Source organism: Enterococcus sp. DIV0421 (assembly GCF_051713745.1).
Classification (GTDB): domain Bacteria; phylum Bacillota; class Bacilli; order Lactobacillales; family Enterococcaceae; genus Enterococcus_D; species Enterococcus_D casseliflavus.
The window spans coordinates 1,454,280-1,469,045 of record NZ_JBIOQM010000001.1 but is presented as its reverse complement, the minus strand read 5'-3'; the positions used below and the strand labels follow the sequence as shown (position 1 = coordinate 1,469,045).

The 14,766-nt window shown below is 43.7% G+C and carries 14 protein-coding genes; 9 read left to right on the top strand and 5 right to left on the bottom strand.

What is annotated here, in order from left to right; genetic code table 11:
* Positions 1 to 14 precede the first annotated feature (14 nt).
* The gene (gene mnmE / locus IGI96_RS07200; RefSeq protein WP_086338853.1) at positions 15 to 1,412 is read right to left on the bottom strand and encodes a tRNA uridine-5-carboxymethylaminomethyl(34) synthesis GTPase MnmE; all 1,398 of its coding nucleotides are present in this window, start codon (positions 1,410 to 1,412) and stop codon (positions 15 to 17) included.
* A 238-nt stretch (positions 1,413 to 1,650) separates the two neighbouring features.
* Between mnmE and IGI96_RS07195 the strand changes: the two genes are divergently transcribed.
* On the top strand, positions 1,651 to 1,980 hold the full coding sequence (locus IGI96_RS07195) for a heavy metal-binding domain-containing protein (RefSeq protein WP_005226284.1): 330 nt from the start codon (positions 1,651 to 1,653) through the stop codon (positions 1,978 to 1,980).
* 204 nt (positions 1,981 to 2,184) lie between these two features.
* Here the strand turns inward: IGI96_RS07195 and jag are convergent, their stop codons facing one another.
* From jag to rpmH, 4 genes are all read right to left on the bottom strand, one after another.
* Positions 2,185 to 2,943 carry an RNA-binding cell elongation regulator Jag/EloR gene (gene jag, locus IGI96_RS07190; protein WP_086338854.1) on the bottom strand — a complete coding sequence of 253 codons (759 nt, stop codon included), beginning with the start codon at positions 2,941 to 2,943 and terminating at the stop codon, positions 2,185 to 2,187.
* Between the two features lie 17 nt (positions 2,944 to 2,960).
* Positions 2,961 to 3,785: a YidC/Oxa1 family membrane protein insertase gene (locus tag IGI96_RS07185; RefSeq protein ID WP_010748469.1), complete on the bottom strand. Its 825-nt coding sequence runs from the start codon at positions 3,783 to 3,785 to the stop codon at positions 2,961 to 2,963.
* 18 nt (positions 3,786 to 3,803) lie between these two features.
* A complete protein-coding gene (gene rnpA / locus IGI96_RS07180) occupies positions 3,804 to 4,139 on the bottom strand; it encodes a ribonuclease P protein component (protein WP_086338855.1) in 336 nt (111 codons plus the stop codon).
* Positions 4,140 to 4,285: 146 nt separating this feature from the next.
* Positions 4,286 to 4,420: a 50S ribosomal protein L34 gene (rpmH, locus tag IGI96_RS07175; RefSeq protein WP_002356012.1), complete on the bottom strand. Its 135-nt coding sequence runs from the start codon at positions 4,418 to 4,420 to the stop codon at positions 4,286 to 4,288.
* 511 nt (positions 4,421 to 4,931) lie between these two features.
* On the opposite strand from rpmH, the gene dnaA reads away from it, so the two are divergent.
* The 8 genes from dnaA to ssb all read left to right on the top strand — a co-directional run bounded on the left by dnaA (position 4,932) and on the right by ssb (position 14,756).
* Complete coding sequence (gene dnaA, locus IGI96_RS07170; protein WP_015508676.1) at positions 4,932 to 6,269, top strand: chromosomal replication initiator protein DnaA; 1,338 nt, start codon at positions 4,932 to 4,934, stop codon at positions 6,267 to 6,269.
* A 159-nt stretch (positions 6,270 to 6,428) separates the two neighbouring features.
* Positions 6,429 to 7,559: a DNA polymerase III subunit beta gene (gene dnaN / locus IGI96_RS07165; RefSeq protein ID WP_005226354.1), complete on the top strand. Its 1,131-nt coding sequence runs from the start codon at positions 6,429 to 6,431 to the stop codon at positions 7,557 to 7,559.
* A gap of 222 nt (positions 7,560 to 7,781) precedes the next feature.
* Positions 7,782 to 8,021, top strand: coding sequence for a S4 domain-containing protein YaaA (yaaA, locus tag IGI96_RS07160; RefSeq protein ID WP_008376781.1), 240 nt, complete (start codon positions 7,782 to 7,784; stop codon positions 8,019 to 8,021).
* A complete protein-coding gene (recF, locus tag IGI96_RS07155) occupies positions 8,008 to 9,120 on the top strand; it encodes a DNA replication/repair protein RecF (protein WP_086338857.1) in 1,113 nt (370 codons plus the stop codon). Before yaaA ends, recF begins: the two co-directional genes overlap by 14 nt.
* A 5-nt stretch (positions 9,121 to 9,125) precedes the next feature.
* Positions 9,126 to 11,075 (top strand): DNA topoisomerase (ATP-hydrolyzing) subunit B, encoded by a 1,950-nt coding sequence (gene gyrB / locus IGI96_RS07150; protein WP_005226359.1) that lies wholly within the window; start codon positions 9,126 to 9,128, stop codon positions 11,073 to 11,075.
* A 23-nt stretch (positions 11,076 to 11,098) separates the two neighbouring features.
* The gene (gene gyrA, locus IGI96_RS07145; RefSeq protein ID WP_016608933.1) at positions 11,099 to 13,624 is read left to right on the top strand and encodes a DNA gyrase subunit A; all 2,526 of its coding nucleotides are present in this window, start codon (positions 11,099 to 11,101) and stop codon (positions 13,622 to 13,624) included.
* Between the two features lie 264 nt (positions 13,625 to 13,888).
* Entirely contained in the window at positions 13,889 to 14,188 is a 300-nt protein-coding gene (gene rpsF, locus IGI96_RS07140) for a 30S ribosomal protein S6 (RefSeq protein ID WP_005226363.1), read from the top strand.
* 43 nt (positions 14,189 to 14,231) lie between these two features.
* Positions 14,232 to 14,756: a single-stranded DNA-binding protein gene (ssb, locus tag IGI96_RS07135; RefSeq protein WP_005226365.1), complete on the top strand. Its 525-nt coding sequence runs from the start codon at positions 14,232 to 14,234 to the stop codon at positions 14,754 to 14,756.
* Positions 14,757 to 14,766 lie beyond the last annotated feature (10 nt).

Sequence of the window (14,766 nt, the reverse complement as noted above, 5' to 3'; positions counted from 1 at the left end):
CAGTGGCGCATTCTTTATTTTCCTAAACAAAACTGACTGAACAATTGGGTGATCAACTCATCTTGGACACTGTCGCCGACAACTTCCCCTAGATAGTCCCAGCAGCGTGTCATATCGATTTGAACCAAGTCGACAGGCATTCCTGCTTCGATCCCTTGGATGACCTCAGACAACGACTGAACGGCATTTTCTAATAAGGCAATGTGGCGGGTGTTAGAAAGATAGGAAGCATCCTTATCGGTGGTTTTGCCCCCAAAGAATAGATCGGCAATAGCTTGTTCCAGTTGGTCCAAGCCTTCACTCGTCAACACAGAGACAGAAAAAATCGGTTCATCTGCTGCGTACTGTGCTAGCTCAGCGGGTGCTAATTTTGGCTCAAGGTCGGTCTTATTCAATAAGATGATCCGACGGCTGCCAGCAGTCAGCTCCAGCAATTGTTTGTCTTCCTGGGTCAATCCTTCGCTTTGGTTGAGAACCAGCAAAATCAACTCCGCTTCTGCCAATGCTTTGCGGCTGCGTTCGACCCCGATTTTCTCAACGACATCTTCTGTTTCGCGGATACCAGCCGTATCGATCAGTTTCAACGGTACCCCGCGAACATTGACATACTCTTCAATGACATCTCGAGTCGTACCAGCAATGTCTGTCACGATGGCTTTTTCTTCCCTTAATAAATGGTTCAATAAGCTGGATTTACCGACATTCGGCCGACCGATGATCGCAGTACTCAAACCTTCTCGCAAAATTTTTCCTTGTTGGGCAGTCGCTAATAAGGCTTGGATCTGCCCTTTGACCATCGTGGCTTTTTCTAACAATAAGCGGGTCGTCAATTCTTCCACATCATCGTATTCAGGGTAATCGATATTCACTTCAACTTGTGCCAGCGTCTCTAAAATCTCTTGGCGTAAAGTCCGAATCAAGTGGGAAAGATTGCCATCCAGCTGATTGACAGCGAGATTCATCGCCTTATCGGTCTTGGCACGAATCAAGTCCATCACCGCCTCGGCTTGAGAAAGGTCAACCCGTCCGTTTAAAAAGGCCCGCTTGGTGAATTCTCCCGGCTCAGCCAACCGTGCGCCTTGTCGTAAAACCAGCTGCAAGAGTTGATTGACGACAACGATCCCGCCGTGGCAGTTGATCTCGACGACATCTTCTCGGGTAAAGGTCCGCGGCTTTTTCATCACTGATAGCATCACTTCATCCATCAAACGGTTTTCTTCTGGGTCCACGATATGACCATAATGGATCGTATGACTAGGGACTTGGGCGAGGGTTTTAGTGCCTGCTTGAAAAATCCGATCCGCAATTGCGATCGCTTCTTCCCCGCTTAATCGCACAATACTGATGGCCCCTTCGCCTGGCGGGGTGGAAATCGCGGCAATCGTATCAAATTCTTGCGTTATATTCACCATGTTGCTTGCTCCTCCTATTTTTTCACATAAAAAAAGTGCCCACTCCACCCGTCAAATTGATTGAAAATCAATAAAAACGAGTAGACTTAGCACTTTGACTGCTTGTCAATTAAATTCTGGAAATAGATTAGCACATTTTTGCGTGAGTCGCAAGCTTCCTTCAAAAACTTTTAAATTTTGCATCTGTCCGCAAAAACCTTTAAAATAAAAGCAAAGAATAAGAAAAGAGGGATCTATTATGGAAACCATCAAATCATCAAACAGCGCTGCTCGCATTAAAGAAATCATTTTATCGACAGGAAACGTGAATCGGCCTTACGTCGTGCGGGATATCGTCTTTGCGGCAGACAAAATCGAAGTAGATCTATTTGATACATCTGTGAATTTGAACGATCTGTTGGCAGATGTGACCTATCGCTTAAAAGAAACCGCCCACAGCTACGGAGCGAATGCAGTGATCAACTGTCATTTCGAACATGACCGCATCGTCGAAGGCGACAAAACCTACCTTGAGATCTTTGCCTATGGTACAGTGGTTCAATTTACTCAATCAACCATCGGCGGCTAATTGCCTCTATCATCAAAGAAAAATACAAAAAAGAGTCCGCGGCATACGGACTCTTTTTTGATACCAAAGGCTGACCTACGTAACGTATGTTGACTTTGATAAGAATGATTTCTAGTCAAGGATACTTGGTTTTAAATTTGTTGTCAATCGCTTTTTCCCATCAAAAAAGGGAAAGGCTTGTCAGACCGCCTTTCCCTTTTTTCATTAAATTCGTTTGTCCGCAGGTTCCACTACTAAGTAGCGATACGGTTCATCCCCTTCAGAATGAGTTTGAACATACGCATCTTTACTCAAAACTGAATGGATCTGCTTTCTTTCAAACGCCGGCATCGGTTCTAAAAAGACTGGGCGGCCTGTTCGTTTGACTTTTTCAGCAGTACGGCTAGCCAAACGTTCTAAGATCGCTTGACGTTTTTCACGGTAATCTCCGACATTCACTACAATCGACAATTTGTTTTTCGCGATGCGGTGAATATACACTTGCGCCAAATATTGCAGTGCATTCAAGGTTTTGCCGTGCTTCCCAATCAAAATGCCTTGTTTTTGCGTTTCTAAATGAAAGACGACCACGCCGTCTTGACGAGCGGTTTTTACTAAGGCGGGTGCATTCAATGCTTTTGAAATATTTGTCAGATAGAGTCCCAGCTGAGCCAGCGCTTCCTCATCTGAAAGATCCGTCAGCAAAACAGGTTCGCTCGCTGCTGCTTCTATCACACTGCTTGCATCCTCTGTCGTCACAGGATCTGGTTCTACCAGCGGTTTTGCTGGTACTTCTTCAACGGGTGCCGGTTCTTCAACGATTCGTTTTTCAATGGAGACCCGTGCTTGTTTTTTTCCTAGACCCAAGAAGCCTTTTTTTCCTTCATCCAGGACTTCGATTATTGCTTGATCTTTGGTGATACCAAGGACTTGCAATCCCTCTTGAATTGCTTCATCTACTGTCAGATTTTCATAAATCGGCATTGCAGTGCAACCTCCTCTTATTTTTTCCGTTTCTTTTTAGGACTCATTGCTTTTTTCAGCGCACGTTCACGCTCGCGTTCTTTGCGGGCAGCTTCTTCTCTTTCTTGGCGAATCTTGAATGGGTTATTTAAGATCATTGTTTGCACAACTTGGAATGCATTGGAAACGACCCAGTACAAGGAAAGACCACTGGCAATGTTGATCCCCATCAGTAAGATCATCATCGGCATAGCGAAATTCATGATTTTCAGACTCGCATTTGATTCCACTTGGCTCATACTTGATAAGTAGGTACTTGCAAAAGTAAAGAGCGCCGCTAAAATCGGCAAGATGAAGTATGGGTCACGATCACCCAGCTGCAGCCATAAGAATTTTCCTTCTTGCAGAGCAGGAACCCGTGAGATCGATTGCCACAAGGCCATCAAAATCGGCATTTGTACCAATAATGGTAGACAGCCGGCATAAGGATTGACATTGTTTTCCGCATACAAACGTTGTGTTTCTTCTTTTAACTTGCTTTGTGTTTCTGTATCTTTTGACGCATATTGCTGCTGCAGCGCTTTTAACTTCGGTTGTAATTCTTGCGTTTTGCGCATGCTTTTGGTTTGGAAGTGCATCAACGGCATCAAAATGACCCGAATGATCAATGTAAAGAGGATAATCCCGATCCCGGCATTGCCGAAGGAGAGGGCTTTGATCGCCTCTGCAAAATAATAAACGATGTAACGGTCCCATAGACCAGTACTTTGTGCATTTACTTCACCTGTTGCACCGCAGGCAGATAAGACAACTACTAATGAGAGAACTCCCAAAAATAGTAAGACGCGTTTCCCTTTTTTCACGTAACTAATTCCTTTCCATTAATGAATAATTTTGGCAAGTTTTAAGACATGCTCTAAATTCGAGTAGATTTCCTTTGAGGAACAAGTGGCGATACTTGGACGGGCGATCACGATGAAATCGACCGCTGGTTCGATTCGCGGCTTCATTTCCGTTAAACATGCACGGATCTTGCGCTTGATCTCATTTCGCTTCACTGCATTACCGACTTTTTTCCCTACAGATAAACCAACTCGAAAATGTGATTGCTCTTTAGGTAAGACATACACCACGAACTTCCGATTTGCAAAAGAATTTCCTGCCTGAAAAACTTTTTGAAAATCTTGCTCTGTTTTTACTCGATAGGATTTTCTCATCTTCGGTTCCTTCACTTCTTTCAATTAAGCTTCGCGAAACGGATTGAATCCGTAACCACTCACCTGTCAATAATACCATATTTGCCAAAAGTCAGACACTATATTCCGCAAAAACGGCATAAAAAAAACCACTGGCATTCAGTGGCTTACGCAGAAATAACCTTTCTGCCTTTACGACGACGGCTAGCTAAAACACGACGTCCATTTTTTGTACTCATACGTTTACGGAATCCGTGAACTTTTTGACGTTTACGTTTATTTGGTTGATACGTTCTTTTCATTTATTTCCACCTCCATCAGGATAATGCTTATGCGCACAGACATACTTTGATAGTATAACGAGTCAAGTACTAGTTTGTCAATAAGAAGTTTGCTCAAAATCAGGCATTCTTTATCCACAATCCCTTTGATTTGTGTGGGTTTGCTGTTTATAGTCAATTTTTGTGGATAACTTTTTCCCCAGAGTTATTTTGGCTTTTTCCACAAACAAACAGCCTGTAGAAAAGTTTTCCACAATCACTTTTTTAACTGTTGATAACTTCCCTAAAACCTAGTGTTATCAAGGCGTGATCTTCACATCGATCTGTGGATAAAGGAGATTTTTTTATAGTTATGCACATTCTTTTTCTACCTGTGGATAGTCGAATTTCGAACATGTGCATTTCCATTTTTCTTTTATCCCGTTTTGTGGAAAAGTATTTTTTTCTAACCTTTTTTATCGTAATCTGTGGAAAACTTTTTCAATCCGTGCTATTTTAGTTATATCTATTCTTAGTTATAGGAGGACAATTTATGCCATCTGCTGATTCTATTTGGCAAGATCTTCAACGTTCCTTTAAAGAAGAGCTGAATCCGGCCAGTTATAGTGCTTGGATCGAGACTGCCAATGTCTTGTCGTTTGAAAAAAATCAGCTGCTGATCGAAGTACCCAGCGATCTTCATAAATCTTATTGGGAAAAAAATCTAGCTGCCAAAATTGTTGAAATGGGATTTATGAAAACTGGTGAAGAATTGATTCCTAGTTTTGTGACTGTCGAAGAAGCAGAAGCTTTAAAAACAGCCCCTTCTACTATTCAAACAGCTGCAGAAGAAAACGAGCGGCCGCCGAAATCGATCTTAAATGAAAAATACACATTTGATACCTTTGTCATCGGGAAAGGCAATCAGATGGCCCACGCTGCTGCTTTAGTTGTTGCAGAAGATCCTGGGTCTATTTATAATCCGCTGTTCTTCTATGGTGGCGTTGGTTTAGGGAAAACCCACTTGATGCACGCGATCGGTCATCAAATGTTGCTGAAACGTCCCAATGCTAAAATCAAGTACGTTAGTAGTGAAAATTTCACCAATGATTTCATTACTTCTATTCAAAAGAACAAAATGGAAGATTTTCGAAACGAATACCGCAATGTTGATCTTTTGCTGGTGGATGATATTCAATTCTTAGTCAATAAAGAAGGAACCCAAGAAGAATTCTTTAATACCTTCGAAGAACTGTATCGCAATAATAAACAGATCGTCCTGACAAGTGATCGTTTGCCAAATGAGATCCCGACTTTGCCGGAACGTTTGGTTTCCCGTTTTGCTTGGGGCTTATCCGTTGATATCACCCCGCCGGATCTAGAGACGCGGACTGCGATTTTGCGGAAAAAAGCCGAAGCCGAACGCTTGGAGATCCCCGACGATACCTTAAGTTATATCGCTGGGCAGATCGATTCGAATATCCGAGAACTTGAAGGAGCACTCGTGCGGGTGCAAGCTTTTGCTACGATGCAAAACTCAGACATTACAACGAGCTTGGCAGCTGAAGCCATCAAAGCCTTGAAATCAAGCCATGGCTCGACCCAAGTTTCGATTTTGCAGATCCAAGAAGAAGTCGCAAAATACTATCACATTCATGTCAATGATCTAAAAGGGAAAAAACGGGTCAAAGGCATCGTTGTCCCACGCCAGATCGCGATGTATCTCTCTCGAGAATTGACCGATAGTTCTTTACCAAAAATCGGCGGCGAATTTGGCGGCAAAGACCATACAACGGTCATTCATGCCCATGAAAAAATTCAGCATTTAGTCGAAACAGATCCCACGATCAAAAATGAGATCGCTGAAATCAAACAAATCCTCTTCAGCTGATCTGTGGATAAGAAAAGAAGAACCAAAAAAGTTGTCCACAAGTTATTCACAGGCATTTTCGTTAGTCTAATCACTCTTTTCTCGAGTTATCCACATTACTAACAAGCCTATTACTACTATTACTTTTATTTAATAACTATAAATTAAAGGAGTATCGCTATGAAGCTAACTTTAAACCGAACAGAGTTCATGCAAGAATTACAAACTGTCCAACGGGCGATTTCAACCAAAACCACCATCCCGATCTTAACTGGAGTAAAATTATCCCTTTCCGAAAAAGGATTGACCATGACTGGGAGCAACGCCGATATTTCCATTGAAACTTTTTTAAGTGTGGAAAACGAAAAAGCGCAAATGCAAATCGAAAAAACAGGAGCGATCGTTTTACAAGCACGTTTCTTCAGCGAAATTGTTCGTCGTTTACCTGAAAGTACCTTAACGTTAGAAGTTTTAGACAATAATCAAGTAGCGATCACTTCTGGAAAAGCCAACTTTACCGTCAACGGCTTGGATGCCGATAGTTATCCACATTTACCAGTTGTCGAAAGTCAAGATTCGATCGAGATTCCAGCGCACGTATTGAATAAGGTCGTTAGTGAAACAGTCTTTGCGGTTTCGCAACACGAAAGCCGTCCGATCTTGACTGGGGTCCACTTTGTCTTAGAAAATCAAAAATTATTAGCTGTTGCGACGGACTCACACCGTTTGAGCCAACGGGTGATTCCATTGGAAAGCGGAGAAACAGCCTTCAACATCGTGATTCCTGGCAAAAGCTTAACGGAACTTTCTCGTTCCTTAACAGATGAAGAAGAAGCGATCCAAATCAGCATTATGGATAACCAAGTGTTGTTCCAAACGAAAACCATGAAATTCTATTCTCGTTTATTGGAAGGAACTTACCCAGATACCAACCGTCTGATTCCTTCAAGCTTCAATACTGAGATTGAATTTTCTGTCCCAGAATTGTTACAAGCCATCGAACGGGCGTCATTGCTTTCTCATGAAGGCCGTAACAACATCGTACGTTTGGCGATCTCCGAAGAAGCCGTTGTCTTATATGGAAACTCACCAGAAATCGGGAAAGTCGAAGAAGATCTTTCTTTTGAAAAAGTGACCGGCGACCCATTAGAGATCTCTTTCAATCCTGACTATATGAAAGCAGCCCTCCGAGCATTTGGTGACACGAGCATCGTGATCCGCTTTATCTCAGCGATCCGTCCCTTTACATTGGAGCCAACAGAGAGCAAAGGCAGCTTTATCCAGCTGATCACACCGGTGCGAACCAACTAGTTTTTCATGTCTTTTGAAAAAAGTTGAAACAATCATCTGAAAATGAATAAATGAGTTAAAAGGGCTTAAAATCGTTTTTAAGCCCTTTTTTCTATTTAGGCTTCTTTTTTGTCTAAAAGCAGTAAGTCTTCTGAGAATGAAAAATATGCCGATGAATTTGTTTTCTTGGCAAAAAAAGAGTATAATAGAGCTAAACGCTCTTTGATAGAATTGAGGGGAATTATGAAAATGCAAATACCGTTAGAAACGGAATACATGACACTTGGACAAATGCTCAAAGAAGTCAGTGTGATCAGCAGCGGCGGCCAAGCGAAATGGTACCTTGCAGAGCACACCGTTTTTGTCGACGGCGAGCCAGAAAATCGACGAGGGCGCAAATTGTATGCGGGAATGCGTGTTGAGCTACCTGATGAAGGTACTTTTTTTATGGTGAAGAAGGAAGACGCCGATGCGGCTGAATGAGTTGCATTTAAGCAATTATCGGAACTATGATTCGCTGACACTGACTTTTGAGAAAGGTCTGGTCATTTTTTTAGGCGAAAACGCGCAAGGAAAAACCAATATTTTAGAAAGCATCTATGTATTGGCGATGACCAAAAGCCACCGCACCTCCAGCGAGCAAGAGCTTATCCGCTGGGACACAGAAGGGGCGCGGATCTCTGGCAGTGTCAGTCGGGGACGCTCAACGATCCCGTTAGAACTGTTTTTGTCAAAAAAAGGACGAAAAACGAAAGTAAACCACATTGAGCAAAAAAAGCTCAGTAGTTACATAGGGCAGTTGAATGTCATTTTATTTGCTCCAGAAGACCTCTCCCTTGTAAAAGGAAGTCCCCAAGTCCGCCGCAAATTTCTCGATATGGAAATAGGGCAGATCGATCCAATCTATCTTTATGATCTCGTTCAATACCAATCCGTTTTGAAACAGCGCAATCAATACTTAAAACAGCTGAACGAAAAAAAACAGACCGATGAGATCTATTTAGATGTTTTAACGGAACAGCTGGTGGCTTTCGGCAGTAAAATCATTTTAGCCAGACAACGATTTGTTCAGCGCTTGGCGTATTGGGCAAATCAACTGCACCAAAAGATCAGCCAAGGAAAAGAAACCTTGCAGATCGACTACTTATCGAATGTGCCCGGTGAGGCGAGTGCGCTGGAGGAGATCCAACAGCAATTTGTCAAAGCCTTGGCACAAGTCAAAGACCGTGAACGATTTCGGCAAGTCACGTTGGCAGGTCCCCATCGAGACGATCTGGATTTTTTGATCAATGAGAAAAATGTTCAGACCTTTGGTTCGCAAGGACAGCAGCGAACGACCGCCTTAAGTGTTAAATTGGCAGAAATCGATTTGATGAAAGAAGAAACGGGGGAATATCCCGTCCTTTTATTAGATGACGTTATGAGTGAGCTGGATGATTCCCGACAACTGCATTTATTGGAGACCATTGAAGGAAAAGTTCAGACCTTTCTGACAACGACGACATTAGAACATGTGAAAGACAAAATGTCTGTGGAAGCAGAGATTTTTTATGTAGAGCAAGGACATATTAAAGGAGAATAGACTGAATGACAGAAGAAGAAAAAAGCTTAGTTGAACGTGCAAAAGCCTATGATGCCAGTCAGATCCAAGTGCTGGAAGGACTAGAAGCCGTCCGCAAACGACCTGGGATGTATATTGGTTCTACCAGTTCAGAAGGTTTGCACCACTTAGTATGGGAAATCGTCGATAACTCGATCGATGAAGCACTAGCAGGCTTTGCCTCAAGTATTCAAGTGATCATTGAACCAGATAATAGTATTACGGTCGTCGATGACGGTCGGGGGATCCCCGTTGATATCCAAGCCAAAACAGGCCGTCCAGCGGTAGAAACCGTCTTTACGATCCTGCATGCCGGCGGGAAATTCGGCGGTGGCGGCTACAAAGTATCTGGTGGACTGCACGGGGTAGGTTCCTCCGTCGTTAATGCGTTATCCACGACTTTAGACGTAAAAGTCTATAAAGAAGGCAAAGTGTATTATCAAGAATACCATCGTGGGGCAGTCGTTGATGACTTGAAAGTGATCGATGAAACCGACCGCCACGGAACGACCGTCCACTTTGTTCCGGATCCAGAGATCTTTACGGAAACAACCGTATTCAATTTTGATAAATTAGCGACACGGGTTCGGGAATTAGCCTTCTTGAACCGTGGCTTAAAAATCTCGATCGAAGACAAACGGGAAGAAAAACCCGTCTTGAAAGAATATCATTACGATGGCGGGATCAAGAGCTATGTGGAGCATTTGAATGCAAGTAAGACAGTGATTTTCCCAGATCCGATCTACTTAGAAGGAGAACAACAAGGAATCACGGTTGAAGTTTCCATGCAATATACCGATAGCTACCACAGCAACCTGTTGAGTTTTGCCAACAACATCCATACCTATGAAGGCGGAACCCATGAATTCGGGTTTAAGACTGCCTTGACACGGGTGATCAATGATTACGCCCGCAAGTCAAAATTGATGAAAGAAAACGACGAAAACCTGACCGGAGAAGATGTTCGGGAAGGATTGACGGCAGTTATCTCTATCAAGCATCCAGATCCTCAGTTTGAGGGACAAACGAAAACCAAATTAGGAAATTCCGAAGTGCGGACAGTCACCGATCGTCTCTTTTCGGAACATTTCACGAAATTCTTGATGGAAAACCCGAATGTGGGTCGTCAAGTCGTGGAAAAAGGACTTTTGGCATCAAAAGCCCGTCAAGCAGCCAAACGTGCCCGAGAAATGACTCGCCGAAAAGGTGCGTTAGAAATCAGTAACTTACCTGGGAAATTAGCCGACTGTTCCAGTAATGATCCAGAAAAATGCGAACTGTTTATCGTCGAAGGAGATTCTGCCGGCGGTTCAGCAAAACAAGGCCGCAGTCGCGAATTCCAAGCGATCTTACCGATCCGTGGAAAAATTTTAAATGTCGAAAAAGCCAGCATGGACAAAATCTTAGCAAATGAAGAGATCCGTTCATTGTTTACAGCAATGGGAACTGGGTTTGGTGCTGATTTTGATGTAGCAAAAGCCCGTTACCACAAGCTAGTTATCATGACCGATGCCGATGTCGATGGTGCCCATATCCGGACCCTGCTTTTGACGCTGTTCTATCGTTATATGCGTCCAATCGTTGAAGCTGGTTATGTCTATATCGCACAACCGCCATTGTACGGTGTCAAACAAGGGAAAAATATCCACTATATCCAACCCGGCAAGAATGCCGAACAAGATTTGAAAAATACGATTGAATCACTGCCTGCGACACCAAAACCAACGGTTCAACGCTACAAAGGTCTAGGGGAAATGGATGACCACCAGTTATGGGAAACCACGATGGACCCTGAAAATCGGATGATGCTGCGGGTCAGCGTAGATGATGCCATAGAAGCCGATCAAATTTTTGAAATGCTGATGGGGGATCGCGTCGAACCAAGACGGGCCTTTATCGAAGAAAACGCGCACTACGTGAAAAATCTTGACATCTAGCCAATCGTAGAGGAGGAAACAGCTTGAGTGAAGAAGCAAAACAAAATATTCATGACGTCAATCTGACCAGTGAAATGCGCGAGTCCTTTATCGATTATGCAATGAGTGTAATTGTTGCTAGGGCTTTACCAGATGTGCGGGATGGCTTAAAGCCGGTTCACCGCCGAATTTTATATGGAATGAATGAATTAGGGGTCACACCAGACAAGCCCCATAAAAAATCAGCCCGGATCGTCGGCGATGTCATGGGGAAATACCATCCCCATGGTGACAGTGCGATCTATGAATCAATGGTGCGGATGGCACAGCCCTTTAGCTATCGCTACATGCTAGTCGATGGCCACGGAAACTTTGGTTCAGTCGATGGTGACGGTGCCGCTGCGATGCGGTATACCGAAGCCCGCATGAGTAAACTGGCGATGGAGATGCTGCGGGACATCAACAAAGATACCGTTGATTTCCAAAGCAACTATGATGATACAGAACGAGAACCAGCGGTATTACCTGCCCGCTTCCCGAACCTTTTGGTCAACGGGACGACTGGGATCGCTGTTGGGATGGCGACCAATATCCCGCCTCATAACTTGAATGAAGTCATTGCAGCCATCGATCTATTGATGGAAAATCCAGAAGTCACAACGAGTGAATTGATGGAAGTCCTACCAGGACCAGACTTCCCAACTGGCGGGATCGTGATGGGAAAATCCGGTATTCGCCGTGCCTATGAAACAGGGAAAGGTTCGATCACTGTTCGCGGAAAAGTCGAAGTGACTGAAATGCCCAACGGCAAAGAACGGATCTTAGTGACTGAATTGCCATATATGGTCAATAAAGCGAAGTTGATCGAACGGATCTCTGAGCTGCACCGTGACAAACGGATCGAAGGAATCACCGATCTGCGGGATGAATCGTCTCGTGAAGGCATGCGGATCGTGATCGACGTTCGTCGCGACGTCAGTGCGTCGGTGATCTTAAATAATCTCTACAAAATGACTGCACTGCAATCTTCTTTTGGCTTTAATATGTTAGCCATTGAAAAAGGCGTGCCGAAGATTTTGAGCTTGAAACGAATTTTAGAAAACTACATCGAGCACCAACAAGAAGTGGTGACTCGTCGGACACAGTTTGATAAAAACAAAGCAGAAGCTCGTGCCCACATCTTGGAAGGATTACGGATCGCATTGGATCATATCGATGAGATCATTGCTTTGATCCGAGCATCAAATTCTGATGATGAAGCAAAAAATAGCATGATGGAGCGCTTCAAATTGTCCGATCGCCAAGCGCAAGCGATTTTAGATATGCGTTTGCGTCGCTTGACTGGTTTGGAACGCGACAAGATCGAAAACGAGTACCAAGGTTTGTTAGAATTTATCGCTGATTTGACAGACATTTTAGCAAATCCACAACGAGTCCTAGAGATCATTCAAACGGAGTTGCAAGAATTAGGCCAACGCTTTGGTGATGATCGCCGGACTGAATTATTGGTTGGGGAAGTCTTAAGTCTTGAAGATGAAGATTTGATCGAAGAAGAAGAAATCGTCATTACCTTGACGAACAATGGGTACATCAAACGAGTAGCTAAGTCTGAATTCCGTGCACAACGCCGCGGCGGACGTGGCGTTCAAGGAATGGGGATCCACGATGAAGACTTCGTGAAGACGTTGGTTTCTTGTTCGACTCATGACACATTACTGTTCTTCACCAATAAAGGGAAAGTTTACAAAGCCAAAGGCTATGAAATTCCTGAGTATGGTCGGGCAGCCAAAGGGATCCCTGTGATCAATCTCCTAGGGATCGATTCTAGCGAACGGATCGAAGCGATCATTTCGGCTTCTGGTGGGCCTCAAGAAGGACGCTACTTGTTCTTCACGACGCGTCTAGGTGTGGTCAAACGGACCTCAGTGACGGCCTTTTCAAATATCCGTGCCAATGGTCTGATTGCGATCGGTCTTCGGGAAAATGATGAGTTGGTCAATGTAATTGAAACCCACGGCGAAGATGTCGTGATCATCGGAACCCACGATGGCTACTCTGTGACCTTCAAAGAAGCCCTTGTGCGGGATATGGGCCGAACAGCTGCTGGTGTGCGAGGCATTCGTCTAAGAGACGGAGACTACGTGGTAGGCGCTGCAGTGATCACAGAAGACAGTGAAGTCTTGGTCATCACTGAGAACGGCTATGGCAAGCGTACCAAAGGCTCTGAATACCCAATCAAAGGTCGTGGCGGAAAAGGGATCAAAACAGCCAACATTACGGCGAAAAACGGTCCATTAGCCGGCTTGACGACGGTCAGCGGTGAGGAAGACATCATGGTGATCACCGATAAAGGCGTCTTGATTCGTTTCAATGTAGCGACTGTTTCCCAAACTGGTCGGGCAACCTTAGGGGTTCGTTTGATGAAGATGGAAAACAATGCCAAAGTAGTGACGATGGCAACGGTTGAACCAGAAGTCGAAGAAGAACTAGCGACTGCTGAAGAAACAGCGGTACAAGACGTACCAGATGTGGAAGAAACAACGGAAGACACCACGGATACACAAGAATAAGCAATACGTTTTTCTAGGAAGACAGCAACCTGCGAACCTGCAGCTTGCTGTCTTCCTATTCTTTTTCAAAAAATCGGCAGCAGCTGACGTATTTATCAGTGTAAGCGATTGTTTGCGGTGATGGGTAGATGCAGGGACGCAAAAAAACAGCTTGCAGTAAGGACGAAAAAAGTGTATAATAATTATTTGTGAGTAGTCTAATTAGACCACTCTCTCTGCTCCTAGAAAACTAGGGGCCAAAGTCCACAGGGAGGTGAAAAATCAATGGAAAACACGAAATATGAGATTCTATATATCATTCGTCCAAACATTGATGAAGAAGCAAAAGCCGCATTGATCGCTCGTTTTGACTCAATCTTAACTGATAACGGCGCTGAAGTTATCGAATCAAAAGATTGGCAAAAACGCCGTCTAGCGTATGAAATGGATGGATTCCGTGAGGGTATCTATCACATCGTTAAAGTTTCTTCTTCAACAACTGCAAGTGCAATCAACGAGTTTGACCGTCTTGCGAAAATCAATGATGACATTATCCGTCACATGATTGTCAAAGAAGAAGCATAATATTGTTTCACATGAAACAAAAGCGATGAGGAGATGATGAACTTTGATTAATAATGTTGTACTAGTAGGAAGACTAACCAAAGATCCTGATTTACGTTACACTTCTAATGGCACTGGTGTCGCAACCTTTACCTTGGCGGTAAACCGCAATTTTACCAACCAAAGTGGAGAGCGCGAAGCTGATTTCATCAACTGTGTTATTTGGAGAAAACCAGCGGAAACATTAGCAAACTATGCACGCAAAGGAACTTTATTAGGGGTTACTGGACGTATTCAAACCCGTTCATACGACAACCAACAAGGCCAACGTGTTTATGTAACAGAAGTCGTTGCTGACAACTTCCAATTATTAGAGTCGCGGAATGCTTCCGAGCAAAGACGCACAACTGATAGCGGATCTGGCAGTAACAATACGTATAACTCAAACAGTTCTTCTGGATTTGGTAACAATAACTCAAATCAAACTCAATCCTCTCAACCATCAGGAATGCCTAATTTTGATCGAGACAACTCCGATCCATTCGGAAACTCATCAATCGACATTTCAGACGATGATTTACCATTCTAAGAAATTGATA

Bases quoted from the DNA above. Each gene is read 5' to 3' on its own strand.
- mnmE (WP_086338853.1), bottom strand. From the start codon at position 1,412: ATGGTGAATATAACGCAAGAATTTGATACGATTGCCGCGATTTCCACC.
- IGI96_RS07195 (WP_005226284.1), top strand. From the start codon at position 1,651: ATGGAAACCATCAAATCATCAAACAGCGCTGCTCGCATTAAAGAAATC.
- jag (WP_086338854.1), bottom strand. From the start codon at position 2,943: ATGCCGATTTATGAAAATCTGACAGTAGATGAAGCAATTCAAGAGGGA.
- rnpA (WP_086338855.1), bottom strand. From the start codon at position 4,139: ATGAGAAAATCCTATCGAGTAAAAACAGAGCAAGATTTTCAAAAAGTT.
- rpmH (WP_002356012.1), bottom strand. From the start codon at position 4,420: ATGAAAAGAACGTATCAACCAAATAAACGTAAACGTCAAAAAGTTCAC.
- dnaA (WP_015508676.1), top strand. From the start codon at position 4,932: ATGCCATCTGCTGATTCTATTTGGCAAGATCTTCAACGTTCCTTTAAA.
- dnaN (WP_005226354.1), top strand. From the start codon at position 6,429: ATGAAGCTAACTTTAAACCGAACAGAGTTCATGCAAGAATTACAAACT.
- yaaA (WP_008376781.1), top strand. From the start codon at position 7,782: ATGAAAATGCAAATACCGTTAGAAACGGAATACATGACACTTGGACAA.
- recF (WP_086338857.1), top strand. From the start codon at position 8,008: ATGCGGCTGAATGAGTTGCATTTAAGCAATTATCGGAACTATGATTCG.
- gyrB (WP_005226359.1), top strand. From the start codon at position 9,126: ATGACAGAAGAAGAAAAAAGCTTAGTTGAACGTGCAAAAGCCTATGAT.
- rpsF (WP_005226363.1), top strand. From the start codon at position 13,889: ATGGAAAACACGAAATATGAGATTCTATATATCATTCGTCCAAACATT.